A 16,705-nucleotide genomic window follows, 5' to 3' on the forward strand; every position below is an offset into this window, starting at 1 on the left:
CGCGTCATACCGCGAAACCAAACCCCGGCGCTTCGTGCGCCGGCATGACCGTGACGGCTACATCCATGGTTTGCTGGCCGCCGCCGATCAATACTCCACGCAAGGGCGAGACATCGAGAAAGTCGCGTCCCCAACCCAAAGTAATATGGCTGGTGTCCGGGAAAATACCATTGGTAGGATCAGCATCGATCCAGCTGCTGGCCTGACCGTCGACGCCAGGACAATACACCGACACCCAGGCATGCGAAGCATCCGCCCCGATCAAGCGCGGCTGTCCCGGCGGCGGCTCAGTCAACAGATAACCGCTGACATAACGCGCCGCCAGCCCCAGCGAACGCAGACAAGACAACATGAAATGCGCAAAATCCTGGCACACCCCGCGTCGGGTAGCAAACACCTCAGTCACCGGCGTAGAAACCGTAGTAGCCAGAGGATCGAAAGTAAATTCGCGAAAAATCCGCGTCATCAAAGCCTGGATACCATCCAGCAAAGACTGCCCCGGCGTAAACGACTCCATCGCATAAGCCAGGAACTCGCGCTTGATACGCACATGCGCCGATTCAAACAGATAACGCGTCGCCTCCAGGTCGTCTGGTAATAAAAACTGCCCAGCCTGATACGACAGCTTGCTGCGCGCCAGCTCCCACGGCGGCGTCGGCGGCGACAACTGCCGCTGGGTCAAAGTCACCCAGGAATCGGCGATGGCGCGCAGATCGGTATGATCGCTCTCCAGCGAAAACGACTGCATCGGATTGCCGAAACTATCCAGCAGCAAGCGCAGGTTTTGCGGCTCGGGAATAATCGCTATGCCGTGCGAAGTGCAGGTCTGCCACGGCAGCGAACGCGGCGTCAGGCGCAGCATCTGATGCGACAGCCGCACCGGCTGCGAGTAGGCATAATGCGTATCGTGACGGATGTGGTAAACGTATTCACTCATCAAGACACCCCCTGGCTGACCGGGGCATTCAGCGGCGTGAAGAAATGCCGCGCCAACTCATCGGACAAGGCAAAGGCGCCGGTGATTGCATCGCGCATCAGCTGCACCAGGCGCGCATGCGCATCCGCCACGAACAGCGAATCGTGACTGAGATCCTGCAATTCGAACTCGCGCAACAGGGCCGACAGGTGCGCCGGCGTGTCCATGCTGAGCGTTCCCAGCTGCTCCGCAATATCGCTCAGATAACGCTCCAGCATCTGGAACTGGAACGCGATGCCGTGCGGATTGCTGGCATCGAACACCAGCAGATGCAGAACAGGCAGCCACTCCGGCGCGCGCCGGTAGCGTACACGGTAGGTGACTACGCTGTTGGCCGACTCCAGCAGCCACGGCAAGATCTTGTTCTGCGCCTCCGCCGGCAACCGCAGGAACTGGCCGAACAAGGTCGCCAGATGCGTCATGCGTTCTATGTGGCGTCCCAGCATCAGGAAATGCCAGCCTTCGTCGCGCGTGGTGTCGTCCAGCGCATGGCCGGCCAAGCCGACGCAAGCCTGGATCACATTGTTCAGCATGTGCAGCGCCAAGGCTGGCGTCATGCCGCTGTCTGCCACCAGGCCCGGCATGCGGTTGATGGCATGCCAGTTGTCGAGCGAAAGATGCTCGCGCACCTGGTAGCCGCAATGATGCAGATGACGCAGATTGGCGGCGATGCTGGTGGCCGCAGTCGGATCGGCAATCGCCGCGATCAGGGCTTGCTGCATGGCGCTGATGCTTGGTCGTCCGCTCGCCGACAACGCCGGCAAGGCGATTCCAAGGCCGCGGCAAATCTCGCACAGTTGATAGAAATTCTCGCGCGCATCGCCTTGCAGATCTATGCTGCGCTGCAGGGTGGCGCGCAGCAGATGCGCCAGGTTGTCGCAACGCTCGGCATAGCGGCCCATCCAGAACAGGTTTTCCCCGGCATGCGAAGAAATGTCGACCGTACTGCGGATGGTGTCCAGCGAGATGTGCAGAGCGCGCTGCCGGCCATCCTGGTTTTCAGCCGGCGCAGCTGACCCATCGGCTGCTTCCGCCCGCATCTGCCCCAGCACCCAGACATCCTTGCTGGCGCCGCCCTGCTGCATCGAAACGATATCCTTGCGCTGGCGCGGCGCCACCCGCGTCAGGCCACCCGGCATCACATGATAGCTGCCGTCGGCGGCCGCCACCACGAACACGCGCAAGCTGACAGCACGGCTCATCAGGCGATATTCACCGCTGCGCGACAATACCGGCGCCTGCGACAAACGCACCCATTCCTGCGCTACATAAGCATGCGGCTGAGCCAGCAAGCTGTCGATCACGCGCTGGCGCGACTGTGCATTCAGGCTATGGCCGTAGATCGGCTGCATGCGCATCGAGGGGAAGGCCGGCATGATCACCAGTTGCTCAAGATTGGCCAGGGTGTATTCGAGCGCCGGCTTTTCGCCGCACCACCAGGACGCCACCGCAGGCAGCGCCAGCGGCTGGCCCAACAGGCGCTGGCAGATGGCCGGCAAGAAGCCGTGCAAGGCGCCCGACTCCAGCACGCCGCTGCCGAGCGAATTGGCGATCAGCACATTGCCCAGGCGCGCCGCCTGCACCAGGCCGGGAATGCCGAGCGCGGAATCGGCGCGCAGTTCGAGCGGATCGCAATAGTCGTCGTCCAACCGGCGCAGGATTGCATGCACCCGGCGCAGGCCGCTCAGGGTTTTCAGGTAGACCATGTCGCCGCGCACCATCAGGTCCGCCCCTTCGACCAGCGGGAAGCCCAGCGTATGCGCCAGGAAGGCGTGCTCCGAATAGGTTTCGTTATACGGGCCTGGCGTCAGCAGCACTACCAGCGGCGGTTCGCCGCCGGCCGGCGCCAGTTCGCTCAGGCTGTTGTGCAGGGTATGGAAAAATTTCAGCAGCGACTGCACATGCATGTCGCGCACCGTGTCTGGCATCGCGCGCGACATGATCTGGCGGTTTTGCAGAGCATAGCCGGCGCCCGAGGGGCCCTGGGTACGGTCGGAGATGACCCACCAGTGGCCATCCGGCGAACGCGCCAGGTCGATCGCATACAGATGCAGGTGGATGCCGCCCGGCGGTTCGATGCCGCGGCAGGGCCAGAGATAGCCGTGCTGGCCGAACACCAGCGCCGGCGGCAGCAAACCTTCCGACAACAGCGCTTGCGGTCCGTAGAGATCAGCCAGCACCGCGTTCAGCAGCTTGGCGCGCTGGGTGACGGCAGCAGACAGCGTCTGCCATTCTTCGGCGGAAATGATCTGCGGCAACAGATCCAGTTCCCAAGGCCGGTTGGCGCCTTGCGGATCGGCGTACACATTGTAGGTCACGCCGTCGGCGGCGATGGCCTCGCGCACCTCGCGCGCGCGGCGCCGCAGCACCTCCGGCGAAAGGTCTTCCAGCTGGTCGATCAGGGTCCGCCAATGCGGCCGCAGGCGGCCGCCTGCCTCAAGCATTTCGTCGTAACGATCAGCCTCAGCAGGATAACTTTCGAGTAAACGCCGGTACATGGTTGATCGCTTGCGTCACTTGTTTTGGTTATAGACAACCTGCTGCAGCGCAGGAAAACCCGGCGGGCAACTTTGCACAAGTTGCCCTACAGCTTTTCCGGCCGCCGACTGGCGAGGTTGGTCAGAAGTGACGTAAGTCTAACGTAAATGGGAACTCGACGGACGCTATCGCTTGCTTCACCTGCATCGTTCCCGGCGTATGGTTAAGACGGAAATAACGTCCCAGGCGGCGGCTTTCCGCCTCGAACGCATTGACCGGGAAGGTATCGTAGCTGCGTCCGCCCGGATGCACCACGTGATACTGGCAACCACCCAGGCTGCGGCCGTTCCAGGTATCGACCAGGTCGAAAGTCAGCGGCGAATCGATGCCGATGGTCGGATGCAGCGCCGACGGCGGCTGCCAGGCGCGATAGCGGATGCCGCTGACGAACTCGCCGACGCGGCCGGTCGGCTGCAGCGGCACGGCGACGCCGTTGCAGGTCAGGACGTAGCGATCCGGCGCCATGCCGCTCACCTTGACCTGCACCCGCTCCAGCGAGGAATCGACGTAGCGGGCGTTGCCACCGGAACGGTTTTCCTCGCCCAGCACGTGCCATGGCTCCAACGCCGTGCGCAACTCCAGCGCAATGCCATTGACCGCATAGTCGCCGATTTTCGGAAAGCGGAACTCGAAGTGCGGTGCGAACCATTCCGCCTTGAAGGCATAGCCGGCCTGCTGCAGATCGTCCATGACGTCGCCGAAATCCTGCCAGATGAAATGCGGCAGCAGGAAACGGTCGTGCAGCTCGGTGCCCCAGCGCACCAGGCGCGGCGGCTGGTACGGCGTCTTCCAGAAACGCGCCACCAGCGCCCGCAGCAGCAGTTGCTGGGTCAGGCTCATGCGCGCATGCGGCGGCATTTCGAAGGCACGCAATTCCAGCAGGCCGAGCCGGCCGGTGCTGCTGTCCGGCGAATACAGTTTGTCGATGCAGAATTCGGCGCGGTGCGTGTTGCCGGTGACGTCGATCAGCAGATTGCGCAGCAGACGGTCCACCAGCCATGGCGCGCAGTTATCCTTGGCCAGCTGCTTTTCCATTTCCGTGAATGCCAGTTCCAGCTCCACCACCGAATCGTTGCGCGCTTCATCGACCCGCGGCGCCTGCGAGGTGGGGCCGATGAACATGCCGGAAAACAGATAGGAAAGGGCCGGATGATTGTTCCAGTAACTGATCAGGCTGCGCAGCAGATCGGGACGGCGCAGGAACGGCGAATCGCCGGTGGTGGCGCCGCCCAGCACCAGGTGGTTGCCGCCGCCGGTGCCGGAATGGTGGCCATCGAGCATGAATTTCTCGGTGGTCAGGCGGGTTTCGCGCGCGACATCGTAGAGATAGCTGGTGTTGGCCACCAGCTCGCTCCAACTGTGCATGGGCTGGACATTGACTTCGATCACACCCGGATCCGGCGTCACGCTGAATTTTTTCAAACGCGGATCGTTAGGCGGCTCGTAGCCTTCCAGCAGCATCGGCTGCTGCAGGGTTTCGGCGGTAGCTTCAATCGCTGCCACCAGTTCCAGGTAATCTTCCAGGCGCGCCAGCGGCGGCATGAACAGATACAGCACGCCATTGCGCACTTCGGCGCACAAGGCCGTGCGCGTGATCTTGTCAGCCGATTCCAAAGGCGCCGGTATGCTGGTGAGCTTGGCTGCAAGATTCGGATCGCTGCTGAACGCCGTGCTGTATTTCGGCGCATCGCTTGCCGCCGCCGCGCTCTTGGCGCTACTTGCCGGAGCCAGCTTATCGCGCTGCTGGTGCGCTACCGGCAGGGGTTGGAACTGCTGGGTCGGATCGGGCTGATGCACATAGGGATAATCGCCGGCCTTGACCCATGGCTGCGAATCCAGCGGCAGGCGATAGCCGAGCGGCGAATCGCCAGGCAGCAGATAGCAATGGTCGCCGCGCAGGTACCAGTTGCCGCTTTTCCAGCTGCGCTCGTCGGCGCTGCGCGCCAGCGGCAGGACATAGCCGGCAACCTTGCGCAGCCCTTGCGAAAACACGCGCGCCAGCCGCGCCCGTTCCTGCTTGTCGTCCAGCCGCGAGTCGGAAGGGTCGACATTGATCGCCAGGCGGCGTTCGCGCCACAGGTAGTAGTAGATGTCTTCATAGGCGGCGAAGACATTTTGCCGCTCCAGCGTCAGGCGCGCGGCGACGCCATGCAGGAAGCGCTCGGCGACGCCGTCTTCGCTGGCCTGCTTTTTGGTTTCATCGGCAATCAGCTCAGGCGTGTTCCAGATCGGCTCGCCGTCGCGGCGCCAGTAGCAGTTCAAGGACCAGCGCGGCAGCTGTTCGCCTGGATACCATTTGCCCTGGCCGAAATGCGGCAGCCCCTGCGCTGCATATTGCTGGCGCAGGCGGTGATACAGTTGCGCCGCCAGCGGCTTCTTACCCGGTCCCATGGCGGCGGTATTCCATTCGTCACCCTCGGGATCGTCCAGCGCCACGAAGGTCGGTTCACCGCCCATGGTCAGGCGTACATCCAATGCATCGAGATCATCGTCGATGGCGTGGCCGAGTTCTTCGATCTGCTCCCATTGCTGCTCGCTGTAAGGCTTGGTGACGCGCGGCGATTCCCAGATGCGGGTGACGCTCATCGCGTGGCCGAATTCCACTTCGCTGGGTTCCACCATGCCGCTCACCGGCGCCGCCGATGACGGTTCCGGCGTGCAGGACAACGGGATGTGGCCTTCGCCTGCCAGCAAGCCGGAAGTCGGGTCGAGGCCGATCCAACCGGCGCCGGGCAGATACACTTCGCACCAGGCGTGCAGGTCGGTGAAATCGACCTCGGTTCCAGAGGGACCGTCCAGCGCTTTCTGGTCCGCCGTCAGCTGGATCAGGTAGCCGGACACGAAGCGCGCCGCCAGCCCCAGGTGGCGCAGGATCTGCACCAGCAGCCAGGACGAATCGCGGCAGGAGCCGGAGCCCAGGTCCAGCGTCTGTTCCGGCGTCTGCACGCCCGGCTCCATGCGGATGGTGTAGCCGATCAGCTGGGCCAGGCTCTGGTTCAGGTTGACCAGAAAGTCTTCGGTGCGGATCTTTTCACGCGGCACCGTATCCAGGAATTTTTGCAGCTGCGGCGTGACCGGCAGTTTCTTGCGGTACGGCTCCAGCTCGTTGAGCAATTCCGCGGCATACGAAAACGGCACTTTCTCGGCATACGGTTCGAGAAAGAAATCGAAGGGATTGAGCACCGACATTTCCGCCACCAGGTCGACCTCGATCTGGAATTCGGTAGTCTTTTCCGGAAACACCAGCCGCGCCAGGTAGTTGGCCTGCGGGTCCTGCTGCCAGTTGATGAAATGCGGCTGCGGCAAGATCCGCAGGGAGTAACTCAGGATCCGGGTACGGCAATGCGGCGCCGGCCGCAGGCGAATGATCTGCGGGCCGAGGCTGATGGCCTTGTCGTAGCGGTAAGTAGTGAGATGGTTGAGTGCAACGTGAATCGACATGGCTATCCTTTGCGACAATCAACAATCAATAAATCGGTCAGCGAAAAATTTTGCTGCCGGATATTCAACGAACTGACAAAAAACCTTACTGCTCTATGGCTCATGGCTATGAATGAATTCGCGCAAGCGCGGATAGATTTCATTGTCCCAGCGGCGGCCGTTGAAGACGCCATAATGCCCTACCCCGGTCTGCACATGATGCAACTTCATGTACGGCCGTATGCCGCTGCACATGTCCTGCGCCGCCACGGTCTGCCCCACCGCACAGATGTCATCCTTCTCTCCTTCGATCGTGAACAGCGCGGTGCGGCGGATCGCTGCCGGTTCTATGGTACGCCCTAATGCCTGCATTTCACCAAGCGGCAATGCATGATCCTGGAACACGCTTTGCACGGTTTCCAGATAGAACTCCGCCGCCAGGTCCGACATGGCGAAATACTCCGCATAGAAGGTCTTGATGGTATTGGCTTTTTCATCCTCCCCTTCGACCAGGTAGTTGTACAGGTTCTGGAAGGCCTTCAGGTGGCGCTCCAGGTTCATGTTCATGAAGGCCGTCAGCTGCAAAAAGCCAGGATAGACCTGGCGCTGGCTGCCGGCGTAACGGCCGGGAACGGTGCTCACCAGGTTTTTCTCGAACCAGGCGATAGGCTTGCTTTTCGCCAACTCATTGACCGCGGTCGGATTGATGCGGGTATCGATCGGACCGGCCATCAGGGTCATGCTGGCCGGCTGCGCCGGATGATGCTCGGCCGCCATCAGCGAGACCGCCGCCAGCGCCGCCACGGTCGGCTGGCAAACCGCCACCAGGTGCGTACCGGGGCCGATTTTCTCGATAAAGCGGATCAGGTGGGCGACATATTCGTCGAAACCGAAGCGGCCATCGCTGAGGGCGACATCGCGCGCATTGTGCCAGTCGGTGATGTAGACGTCGTGATCGCGCAACAGGGTTATGACAGTGCCGCGCAGCAAGGTGGCGAAGTGGCCCGACATCGGCGCCACCAGCAGTATCCGCGGTTGCTGAACCTTGGTTTCCTTACGGAAACGCAACAAGGTGCAGAACGGCGTCTGGTCGGCCACCTCTTCTTGCACCGAAACTGTGCGGCCGCCGTCTTCCGCGCTGTTTATCCCGAATGCTGGGCGCTGATGCGTCAACTGGGTGCATGCAAACACTTCGCAGGCCGCCGCCAGCTTGCGCAGCGTCAGGGTCTCCGGCCAGCCCGGCCATCTGGCGCCGAACATTGGTGCAGTAGCGCCAGCCAAGATGCGCATGGGGTCGCTGAGGTCCGCATAGCCCTGATATGCCTGGTAAATTTTCGTCATGGGACTACCCTATTATTGGAATGCCGGCATTCCCTTCAGGTGCAATAACCATGCCCAAACGTCTGGCACGGTGCTTGCTCGGTAATTAACAAACGGTTTGCCAATCCAATCCCTTTCGACCTCTACGGAAGAATATTGCCATGCCTAAGACCACCTTGAGCATCACCAGCAAGAACTATTCGTCATGGTCCTTGCGCGGCTGGCTGCTGACCCGATTTTCCGGCCTGGAATTCCAGGAAAACATCATCTCGCCGGACGATCCCGACGCCCGCGCGGAAATCCTGCTGCTGTCGTCGTCGATCCTGGTGCCTTGCCTGTACCACGGCAATATCGTGGTGTGGGATACGCTGGCGATCGGCGAATACCTGCACGAAATCCGCCCCAAGGCCGGCCTGCTGCCGGCGGATCGCGCCGCCCGCGCCCACTGCCGTTCGATCTGCGGCGAAATGCACTCCGGCTTCAGTTCGCTGCGCTCGGCGCTGCCGATGAACATCAAGGCGCGCTTTCCCGACTTCAAAGTGTGGTCGCGCGCCGAGGCCGACATCAAGCGCATCACCACCATCTGGAAACAGTGCCTGGCTACCTACGGCGGCCCCTTCCTGTTCGGCGAACGTTCGATGGCCGACGCCATGTACGCGCCGGTGGCGACCCGCTTCGTCACCTACGACGTCAAGCTGGATTCGGTCTGCAACGCCTATTGCAAGCGCATCATCGCCATGCCGGAGATGCAGGAATGGATCAAGGCGGCCAAGCTGGAGCCGGAAGATATCAATGAACTGGATGTGGAATTCTGAGCTGGCCTTGATGAATCATGAAAGGAGTGTTCGATGGATACCGAAACGGGCTCGACAAATCTGTTTTCACATGTCCGCGAAGGCGACACCGAATTCCAGTCCGGCGGCTTGCGCGACTTTTTCCTGTACCGCGATCTCGGCATCGCCGCCGCCACCGGCGGCAAGGTGGTAGCGCACCTGGTGAAGGCCAACATGGCGCCGGAAGTCGGCACCGGCTGGCATCGCCACGAAGCGGATTTCCATATCGTCTACATGCTCAAGGGCTGGGCCCGTTTCATGTATGAAGACCAGGAAACCCTGGTCAAGGCCGGCGATTGCGTGCACCAGCGCCCCGGTATCGTGCATTTTTTATTCGACTACTCGGAAGACATGGAGTATCTTGAAATTGTTAGCCCGGCAGCATTCACGTCGATCGACATGCCCGGCCCCTGCGCCGTTCCGGCGCCCAAGCCATGGGCATGAGAGCCGCATGAGAGCAATCTGACAGACCAGGCTGAGCAGCATTTTGCACTAGCTCTCACCCAGAACAAGACGGAGGCCGCCACCAGACATATGCAAAATTTGCTAAGAGTTGACGCCGCATTGCCGCAAATAAAGCCTGTTCAAGAGACGAGACCGCATGTTAATCTTTGAATAAGTTAATGCTTAATCGTCAACCAATAGCGTGCTACAGGCACGCTTCTTGATAGCTACTTGATAGTTCCCGATCAAACCACAGCAAAGCAAGATCATGGCAAATTTTTTCGATGAAATGTACTCCGATGGCAGCTCGTTGGTGCGTCCGCACTACAGCGAATTTTCCAATTGGCTCAACGCCCAGACCGCAGAAACCATCGCGCGCAAACGCGCCGAAGCCGATCTGATCTTCCGCCGCGTCGGCATCACCTTCGCCGTCTACGGCAACGATGCCGGCACCGAACGCCTGATCCCCTTCGACATCATTCCGCGCATCATCCATGCCCAGGAATGGGCGCAGCTCGAAGCCGGCCTGATCCAGCGCGTCAAGGCGCTCAATATGTTCATCCATGATATCTATCATGACCAAAACATCGTCAAGGCGGGCGTGATCCCGGCTGAGCAGATCTTCCGCAATGCCCAGTACCGCCCCGAAATGCAAGGCATCTCGGTGGCTTCGGACATCTACGCGCACATCGCCGGGGTCGACATCGTGCGTGCCGGCGAGGGCGAGTTCTACGTGCTGGAAGATAATCTGCGGGTGCCGTCGGGCGTGTCCTACATGCTGGAAAACCGCAAGATGATGATGCGGCTGTTCCCTGAACTGTTCTTGCGCCACAAGATCGCTCCGGTTGATCATTATCCCGACATGCTGCTGGATAACCTGCGTTCAGTGGCGCCGGTCGGCGTCACCGATCCGACCGTGGTGGTGATGACGCCGGGCATGTACAACTCGGCCTATTTCGAACACGCTTTCCTGGCCCAGCAGATGGGCGTGGAACTGGTCGAAGGACAGGATCTGTTCGTCAACGACAACCACGTCTACATGCGCACCACGCGCGGCCCCAAGCGGGTCGACGTGATCTATCGCCGCATCGATGACGACTACCTCGATCCGCTCGCCTTCCGTCCCGATTCCTCGCTCGGCGTGCCCGGCCTGCTGTCGGTGTACCGGGCCGGTAATGTGACGCTGGCGAACGCCATCGGCACCGGCGTCGCCGACGACAAGTCGGTATATCCCTTCGTGCCGGACATGGTCAAGTTCTACCTGTCGGAAACGCCTATCCTCAACAATGTGCCGACCTTCCAGTGCCGCAAGAAGGAAGACCTGCAATACACCCTCGACAATCTCAAGGACCTGGTGGTCAAGGAAGTGCATGGCGCCGGCGGCTACGGCATGCTGGTGGGGCCGGCCTCTACCAAGCAGGAAATCGAAGACTTCCGCCAGCGTGTGATCGCCAAGCCGGATGGTTATATCTCCCAGCCGACGCTGGCGCTGTCGGCCTGCCCGACCTATGTCGAATCCGGCATCGCGCCACGCCATCTCGACCTGCGGCCGTTTGTCCTGTCCGGCAAGAACGTCTCCCTGGTGCGCGGCGGCCTGACCCGCGTCGCCCTCAAGGAAGGCTCGCTGGTGGTCAACTCGTCCCAAGGCGGCGGCACCAAAGACACCTGGATTCTGGAGAAATAACATGCTGAGCCGTACCGCTGACCATTTGTTCTGGATGTCCCGCTATACCGAGCGGGCCGAAAATACCGCGCGCATGCTGGATGTGCATGTGCAGACCGGGCTGCTGCCGCAGTCGGTCGAAGATGTCGAAAAGGGCTGGCGCGCCGTGCTCGGCATTTCCGAGCTGACCCATGCCTACGACAAGAAATACGACGTGCTGACGCAAAAGGACGTGATCGATTTCATGGTGCGCGATCCCAGCAACTCGTCCTCGATCGCCTCCTGCCTGAAGCAGGCGCGCGAGAATGCGCGGGCGGTGCGCGGCGCCCTGACCACGGAAGCCTGGGAAATCCAGAATGCGACCTGGATCAAGATGCAGGGTTATCTGCAAACCAACGCGCTGGAACAGAATCCGGCCGAATTTTTCGAATGGGTCAAGCATCGCTCGCATCTGTCGCGCGGCGTCACTATCGGCACCATGCTGAAGGACGAGGCTTTCCACTTCATCCGCCTCGGCACCTTTCTGGAGCGCGCCGACAATACCGCGCGCATCATCGACGTCAAATTCCATGGCGCCAAGGAAAGCAGCTACATGAAGGGCCAGAACGGCCAGCAGCAGAGCCAGAAAATTCGCCAGCAGCAAAGCCAGGACCAGGACGCCATCGCCGCCGATCCGCAAATCGATTTCTATTACTGGGCGGCGATCCTGCGTTCGGTGTCCGGTTTCGAGATTTACCGCAAGGTATATCGCGACGTCATCACGCCGGCGCGCGTGGCCGACCTGCTGATCCTGCGGCCGGACATGCCGCGCTCGCTGCTGTCCTGCATGGAGCAGGTGGTCGGCAATCTCAAGCATGTGCACAACGATATTTCATCCGATACTGAACGCTTCGCCGGCAAGCTGCACGCCGACCTCAAGTTCAGCAACCTGGATGAAATCCTCGACGCCGGCCTGCATGATTACCTGACCCGCTTCTTCGAGCGCATTTTCGAACTTGGCAATCGCATCAGCCGCGATTTCCTGGTGCCCCTTAATACTTGATAGCGGCTAATGTTACTCACTATCCGCCATGAGACCGTCTATCACTACACCGCAGCCCTGACTTACACGATTCAGCAGCTGCGGCTGTGGCCGCGCGCGGAAGCGCAGCAACGCACCCTGGCATGGCATATCAGCAGTTCCGGCAGCCGCCATCCGTTCACCGACGCCTTCGGTAACCTGAGCCATATGCTGACCGTCACCAAGCCGCATCACGAAGTGCGCATCATCGCCGAAGGCACGGTGGCCGTGACGCCTTTGCAACAGGGGCGGCTGCCGCAGGCGGGGGAATTTTCGCCGCTCGTATTTACAGTGCCGACGGCGCTGACTCAGCCTACCGCCGCCGTCATGGATTTCGCTTACCGCCACTTGCAGGCAGGCGCCGACAGCAGGCAACTGCTCGATCTGGCGCAGGCAATCTGCAGCGCGGTGGCTTACCAGAGCGGCTCAACCGCCGTGACCAGCAGCGCCGATGACGCCCTGGCGTTGGGCCAGGGCGTGTGCCAGGACCATGCGCACCTGTTCCTGGCGTGCTGTCACACGCTGGGGATTTCCGCGCGCTATGTTTCCGGCTATATCGATCCCGGCAACACCAGCCATGCCGAAAGCCATGCCTGGGTCGATGTCTGGGTGCAGGAAGGCGCCTTTGCAGGCTGGATCAGCATCGACGTCACCCATGCCTGCTTTGCCAGCGACAATTATTGTCGATTAGCAATAGGGCGCGACTACGAATCGGCGGCGCCGGTGCGTGGCGTGCGCCGCGGCGGCGGCGAAGAAACCATGAGCGTGCAGGTGAATGTTTCCGCATTGCCATCAGAACAATGAAACGACTCGCAAAAATGCATCAACTTGTAGCATAATAAACAACAGAATCAGCGGCGCGCCCAGGAAACGGCCGCCGCTTCCTGTAGAATCTCCACTTTGTATTTTTCTTTGACATCATGACTTACTGCGTCGCACTGCGCCTGGACTCCGGTCTGGTTTTCCTCTCCGACTCCCGCACCAATGCCGGAGTGGACCACGTCGCCACCGCGCGCAAGATGAGCGTATTCGAGAACCCGGGCGAGCGCCTGATGGTGTTCATGACTGCCGGCAACCTCTCCATTTCGCAATCGATCAAGCAAGTCATCGGCGAATACGTGAACGCCGCCGGCAAGACCATCTGGACCGTGGCGACCATGTACGAAGCAGCGCAGATCGTCGGCGAAGCGGTACGCGTGGTGTACGACCGCGAAGCGCTGAAGCTGGAAAAATTCGGCATCGATTTCAATGTCGGCATCATCTTCGGCGGCCAGATCAAGGGCGAGGGCTGCCGCTTGTTCCAGGTTTATGCAGCCGGCAATTTCATCGAATCGCTGAATGAAAACACCTATTTCCAGATCGGCGAAGCGAAGTACGGCAAACCTATCCTGGACCGCGTGATCACGCCGGCGTCCACCCTCGACCAGGCGGCCAAGTGCGCGCTGATCTCGATGGATTCCACCATGCGCTCCAACATCTCGGTCGGCCTGCCGCTGGACCTGCTGCTGTATGGCAGCGACACGCTGGCGGTGACCCGCTTCGTCACCATCGACGAAAAGAACCAGTACTTCCAGATGATCCATGAAAACTGGGGCAAGCAGCTGACCGCGGTGTTCAACGGCCTCGCCGATCCGGTCTGGAACGCCAATCCCGACATCGTGCCCAACGTAGTGCTGGCCAAAGGCTCGCTGAATGAACCGTTGGTGCTGGCGCCGCCGGCCGCCAACCTCAATCCTGCGCAACCAGTGCCGCTGCAAACCCTGGCGCAGGGACCTGAAGGCAACGAGCAGCCCTGAAGCTTGCCGCAACAGTGCAACACATCCATGACTTCAAACAATAGTCTGCTTCGTCTCGTCGCCAGCGCCGATCTGGAGCGCTGCTACCAGATCGAATCGACCTCCTACGAGGGCGACGAAGCCGCCACGAAAGAAAAGATCGCTACCCGCATCGCTACCTGGCCGCAGGGTTTCATCGTTTATGAAATTGATGGGGTGGTGGCCGGCTTCATCAACGGCGGCGCGGCGTTCCAGGTCGAGATGTCGGATGAGGCATTCAAGGAACTGATCGGCCACGACCCGGACGGGCCGCATGTGGTGATCATGTCGGTGGTGGTGCATCCGGATTTCCAGGGGCGCGGCATCTCCAGACTATTGATGCACGAATTCATCGCCCGCATGCGCGCCCTGCGCAAATCCAGCATCCATCTGATGTGCAAAGAGCGCCACGTGGCGCTCTACGAAAGCATGGGCTTCAAGTACCTCAAGGCTTCAGAGTCCGACCATGGCGGCATGGCCTGGCATGAAATGGCGATGCAGCTGCAATAAGGGTCCGTTAGCATCGCCTTCATCTCTCGCTCAGAAGCAGTGTTCCGGCGCCGGAAACGACTTGTCCTTGACCGCCCGCACATAGGCCAGCACGGCAGCATCGATGCTGGTCTGGCCTTCCATGAAGTCTTTTACGAAACGCGCCTTATGGCCCGGGAAAACCCCCATCAGGTCGTGCATCACCAGCACCTGGCCTGAACAGTCCGGGCCGGCGCCGATACCGATGGTCGGGATCGTCAGCAGTTCGCTGACTTCCTTGCCCAGCGCCGCCGGAATCGCTTCCAGCACCAGCAGGCTGGCGCCGGCTTCCTGCAGAGCCAGGGCGTCTGCCTTCAATTGCTCGGCGGCGGCGCTGGTCTTGCCTTGCACCTTATAGCCACCCATCTGATGCACCGATTGCGGCGTCAGTCCCAAATGACCACATACCGGAATTGCCCGCTCGGTCAGGAAACGCACCGTCGGCGCCAGCCAGGCGCCGCCTTCTATCTTGATCATCTGCGCGCCCGCCTGGATCACCGGCACGGCGTTGGCAAATGCGCTTTCCGGCGTAGCGTAGGCGCCGAACGGCAGGTCCGCCAGCACCAGTGCCGTGCGATTGCCGCGCGCCACGCTGGCGGTGTGATACGCGATATCCTGCACCGTCACCGGCAAGGTCGAGCTGTGACCCTGGCACACCATGCCGAGCGAATCGCCGATCAGCAGGGTCTCGACGCCGCAGCGGTCCATCAAGGCCGCAAAGCTGGCGTCGTAGCAGGTCAGCATGGTGATCTTTTCACCTTTGTCGCGCAGCGCCTGCAAGGCCGGGATGGTCACCACTTTGCTGCGCGCCGCTGTTGCGCCGCTATCTTGTACGCTGTCTTGTGAATAAGCTGCCATTGTCATTCCCCACGATTGAAAAATTCACGCCTGCCGCGCATGCTGTCGACACGCGCCAAGAGTAAGCTGAAATCGGCATCGCTGCCGGCCAGGTCCAGATGTTCGTTGTTGACGATCAGCAAGGGCGCATCGTCATAGTGATGAAAGAAGCGGCTGTAGCTTTCGCACAGGCGCGTCAGGTATTCCTGGGTGATCGCGGTTTCCATCTCGATGCCGCGCTTCCTGATGCGTTCTACCAGGGTTTCCGGCTCGGCCTGCAGGTAGATCACCAGGTCCGGTGTCGCCGCCTGCGGCCGCAGATGATCGTACATCTGCTGGTACAGCTTGAGCTCTTCGTCGGCCAGGGTCAGGCTAGCGAAAATGGCATCCTTGGCCAGCAGGAAATCGGCGACCAGGTGGTTGCGGTTATCGAACAAATCGTTTTGCGAGGCCTCGCGCAACTGGTTGATGCGCTGGAACAGGAAAAACATCTGGGTCGACAGCGCATAACGGGAGGCATCCCGATAAAATTTTTCCAGGAAGGGATTGGCCTGCGGCTGTTCCAGCAAGACCCGGGCTCCCAGATGGGTCGCGATCTTGTTCGCCAGCGTGGTCTTGCCGGCGCCGATAGGGCCTTCTACTACGATGTATTTATAACTGTCTAGATTCATGTTCAACCGTAAGTGCCGCCGCGTGGGCCAGGACAACAGTGTGCCAGAAGCTGTCGCATCCAGCACTTTGCCCTAACAAACACGGAGTCTATAGTTTGCGAATACGCTGGTCCGCCACCAGCGGGGCGAACTGATGCGCCGCGCCGTGCCTGGGGATGACGATGAAGGGATCGAGCTGCAACAGCGGGATCAGGACAAAGGCGCGTTGCGTCATGCGCGGATGCGGCACCGTCAGCACATCGTCCTGGATGCTGGACTGGCCGTACAGCAGCAGATCCAGGTCCAGCGTGCGTGGCGCATTCGGATAAGGGCGCTCACGGCCGAAATCCTGTTCGATCTGCTGCAAGCCTCGCAGCAGTTCATGGGCGCCGAGGCGGGTTTCGATGCAGGCGACCGCGTTGACGTAATCGTCGCCGCCGGCATCCAGCGGCGCCGTGCCAAACAGGCTGGACTGGCCGGCCAGGCTGGTGTGCGGCAGCTTGCCGAGCTGCAGGATGGCGCGTTGCACCTGGCCGGCGGCGTCGCCCAGGTTGGCGCCGATGCCGATGTAAGCGGTGACTGCAGCGCCAGCCGCATTAGACGTGGCTGTCGACGTCATAGG

At 60.9% G+C, this 16,705-nt stretch carries 14 protein-coding genes; 7 read left to right on the forward strand and 7 right to left on the reverse strand.

All coding sequences use genetic code 11. The features are described from left to right. Positions 1–4: 4 nt before the first annotated feature. From BCF11_RS07090 to BCF11_RS07105, 4 genes are all read right to left on the reverse strand, one after another. A complete protein-coding gene (locus BCF11_RS07090) occupies positions 5–937 on the reverse strand; it encodes a transglutaminase family protein (protein ID WP_098494121.1) in 933 nt (310 codons plus the stop codon). Then, positions 937–3,474 (reverse strand): circularly permuted type 2 ATP-grasp protein, encoded by a 2,538-nt coding sequence (locus BCF11_RS07095; RefSeq protein ID WP_098494122.1) that lies wholly within the window; start codon positions 3,472–3,474, stop codon positions 937–939. The genes BCF11_RS07090 and BCF11_RS07095 overlap by 1 nt, the downstream gene beginning before the upstream one ends. A gap of 121 nt (positions 3,475–3,595) precedes the next feature. Continuing rightward, positions 3,596–6,955: a DUF2126 domain-containing protein gene (locus BCF11_RS07100; protein WP_098494123.1), complete on the reverse strand. Its 3,360-nt coding sequence runs from the start codon at positions 6,953–6,955 to the stop codon at positions 3,596–3,598. A gap of 93 nt (positions 6,956–7,048) precedes the next feature. Continuing rightward, on the reverse strand, positions 7,049–8,275 hold the full coding sequence (locus tag BCF11_RS07105; RefSeq protein ID WP_098494124.1) for a polyhydroxyalkanoate depolymerase: 1,227 nt from the start codon (positions 8,273–8,275) through the stop codon (positions 7,049–7,051). 140 nt (positions 8,276–8,415) lie between these two features. On the opposite strand from BCF11_RS07105, the gene BCF11_RS07110 reads away from it, so the two are divergent. From BCF11_RS07110 to BCF11_RS07140, 7 genes are all read left to right on the forward strand, one after another. Beyond that, positions 8,416–9,069 carry a glutathione S-transferase family protein gene (locus BCF11_RS07110; protein WP_098494125.1) on the forward strand — a complete coding sequence of 218 codons (654 nt, stop codon included), beginning with the start codon at positions 8,416–8,418 and terminating at the stop codon, positions 9,067–9,069. 33 nt (positions 9,070–9,102) lie between these two features. Further along, complete coding sequence (locus BCF11_RS07115; RefSeq protein WP_098494126.1) at positions 9,103–9,531, forward strand: cupin domain-containing protein; 429 nt, start codon at positions 9,103–9,105, stop codon at positions 9,529–9,531. 268 nt (positions 9,532–9,799) lie between these two features. Next, positions 9,800–11,215: a circularly permuted type 2 ATP-grasp protein gene (locus tag BCF11_RS07120; protein ID WP_098494127.1), complete on the forward strand. Its 1,416-nt coding sequence runs from the start codon at positions 9,800–9,802 to the stop codon at positions 11,213–11,215. Position 11,216: 1 nt separating this feature from the next. Further along, positions 11,217–12,236, forward strand: coding sequence for an alpha-E domain-containing protein (locus tag BCF11_RS07125; protein WP_098494128.1), 1,020 nt, complete (start codon positions 11,217–11,219; stop codon positions 12,234–12,236). A gap of 9 nt (positions 12,237–12,245) precedes the next feature. Further along, positions 12,246–13,058 carry a transglutaminase family protein gene (locus BCF11_RS07130; protein ID WP_098494129.1) on the forward strand — a complete coding sequence of 271 codons (813 nt, stop codon included), beginning with the start codon at positions 12,246–12,248 and terminating at the stop codon, positions 13,056–13,058. Between the two features lie 116 nt (positions 13,059–13,174). Beyond that, positions 13,175–14,050, forward strand: a complete 876-nt coding sequence (locus BCF11_RS07135) for a peptidase (protein ID WP_098494130.1) — start codon at positions 13,175–13,177, stop codon at positions 14,048–14,050. 27 nt (positions 14,051–14,077) lie between these two features. Next, positions 14,078–14,578, forward strand: coding sequence for a GNAT family N-acetyltransferase (locus BCF11_RS07140; RefSeq protein ID WP_098494131.1), 501 nt, complete (start codon positions 14,078–14,080; stop codon positions 14,576–14,578). 30 nt (positions 14,579–14,608) lie between these two features. On the opposite strand, the gene panB is transcribed toward BCF11_RS07140, so the two are convergent. The 3 genes from panB to folK all read right to left on the reverse strand — a co-directional run bounded on the left by panB (position 14,609) and on the right by folK (position 16,702). Continuing rightward, positions 14,609–15,454 (reverse strand): 3-methyl-2-oxobutanoate hydroxymethyltransferase, encoded by an 846-nt coding sequence (gene panB / locus BCF11_RS07145; RefSeq protein WP_233212405.1) that lies wholly within the window; start codon positions 15,452–15,454, stop codon positions 14,609–14,611. Positions 15,455–15,456: 2 nt separating this feature from the next. Beyond that, a complete protein-coding gene (locus tag BCF11_RS07150; RefSeq protein ID WP_098494133.1) occupies positions 15,457–16,104 on the reverse strand; it encodes a deoxynucleoside kinase in 648 nt (215 codons plus the stop codon). A gap of 88 nt (positions 16,105–16,192) precedes the next feature. Beyond that, complete coding sequence (folK, locus tag BCF11_RS07155; RefSeq protein WP_098497366.1) at positions 16,193–16,702, reverse strand: 2-amino-4-hydroxy-6-hydroxymethyldihydropteridine diphosphokinase; 510 nt, start codon at positions 16,700–16,702, stop codon at positions 16,193–16,195. Positions 16,703–16,705 lie beyond the last annotated feature (3 nt).

It is taken from the genome of Collimonas sp. PA-H2 (assembly GCF_002564105.1).
In the GTDB taxonomy this organism is placed as follows: domain Bacteria; phylum Pseudomonadota; class Gammaproteobacteria; order Burkholderiales; family Burkholderiaceae_D; genus Collimonas.

Excerpts from the sequence above, each read along its gene's own strand:
- BCF11_RS07090 (WP_098494121.1), bottom strand. The coding sequence starts at position 937 with ATGAGTGAATACGTTTACCACATCCGTCACGATACGCATTATGCCTAC.
- BCF11_RS07095 (WP_098494122.1), bottom strand. The coding sequence starts at position 3,474 with ATGTACCGGCGTTTACTCGAAAGTTATCCTGCTGAGGCTGATCGTTAC.
- BCF11_RS07100 (WP_098494123.1), bottom strand. The coding sequence starts at position 6,955 with ATGTCGATTCACGTTGCACTCAACCATCTCACTACTTACCGCTACGAC.
- BCF11_RS07105 (WP_098494124.1), bottom strand. The coding sequence starts at position 8,275 with ATGACGAAAATTTACCAGGCATATCAGGGCTATGCGGACCTCAGCGAC.
- BCF11_RS07110 (WP_098494125.1), top strand. The coding sequence starts at position 8,416 with ATGCCTAAGACCACCTTGAGCATCACCAGCAAGAACTATTCGTCATGG.
- BCF11_RS07115 (WP_098494126.1), top strand. The coding sequence starts at position 9,103 with ATGGATACCGAAACGGGCTCGACAAATCTGTTTTCACATGTCCGCGAA.
- BCF11_RS07120 (WP_098494127.1), top strand. The coding sequence starts at position 9,800 with ATGGCAAATTTTTTCGATGAAATGTACTCCGATGGCAGCTCGTTGGTG.
- BCF11_RS07125 (WP_098494128.1), top strand. The coding sequence starts at position 11,217 with ATGCTGAGCCGTACCGCTGACCATTTGTTCTGGATGTCCCGCTATACC.
- BCF11_RS07130 (WP_098494129.1), top strand. The coding sequence starts at position 12,246 with ATGTTACTCACTATCCGCCATGAGACCGTCTATCACTACACCGCAGCC.
- BCF11_RS07135 (WP_098494130.1), top strand. The coding sequence starts at position 13,175 with ATGACTTACTGCGTCGCACTGCGCCTGGACTCCGGTCTGGTTTTCCTC.
- BCF11_RS07140 (WP_098494131.1), top strand. The coding sequence starts at position 14,078 with ATGACTTCAAACAATAGTCTGCTTCGTCTCGTCGCCAGCGCCGATCTG.
- panB (WP_233212405.1), bottom strand. The coding sequence starts at position 15,454 with ATGGCAGCTTATTCACAAGACAGCGTACAAGATAGCGGCGCAACAGCG.
- BCF11_RS07150 (WP_098494133.1), bottom strand. The coding sequence starts at position 16,104 with ATGAATCTAGACAGTTATAAATACATCGTAGTAGAAGGCCCTATCGGC.
- folK (WP_098497366.1), bottom strand. The coding sequence starts at position 16,702 with ATGACGTCGACAGCCACGTCTAATGCGGCTGGCGCTGCAGTCACCGCT.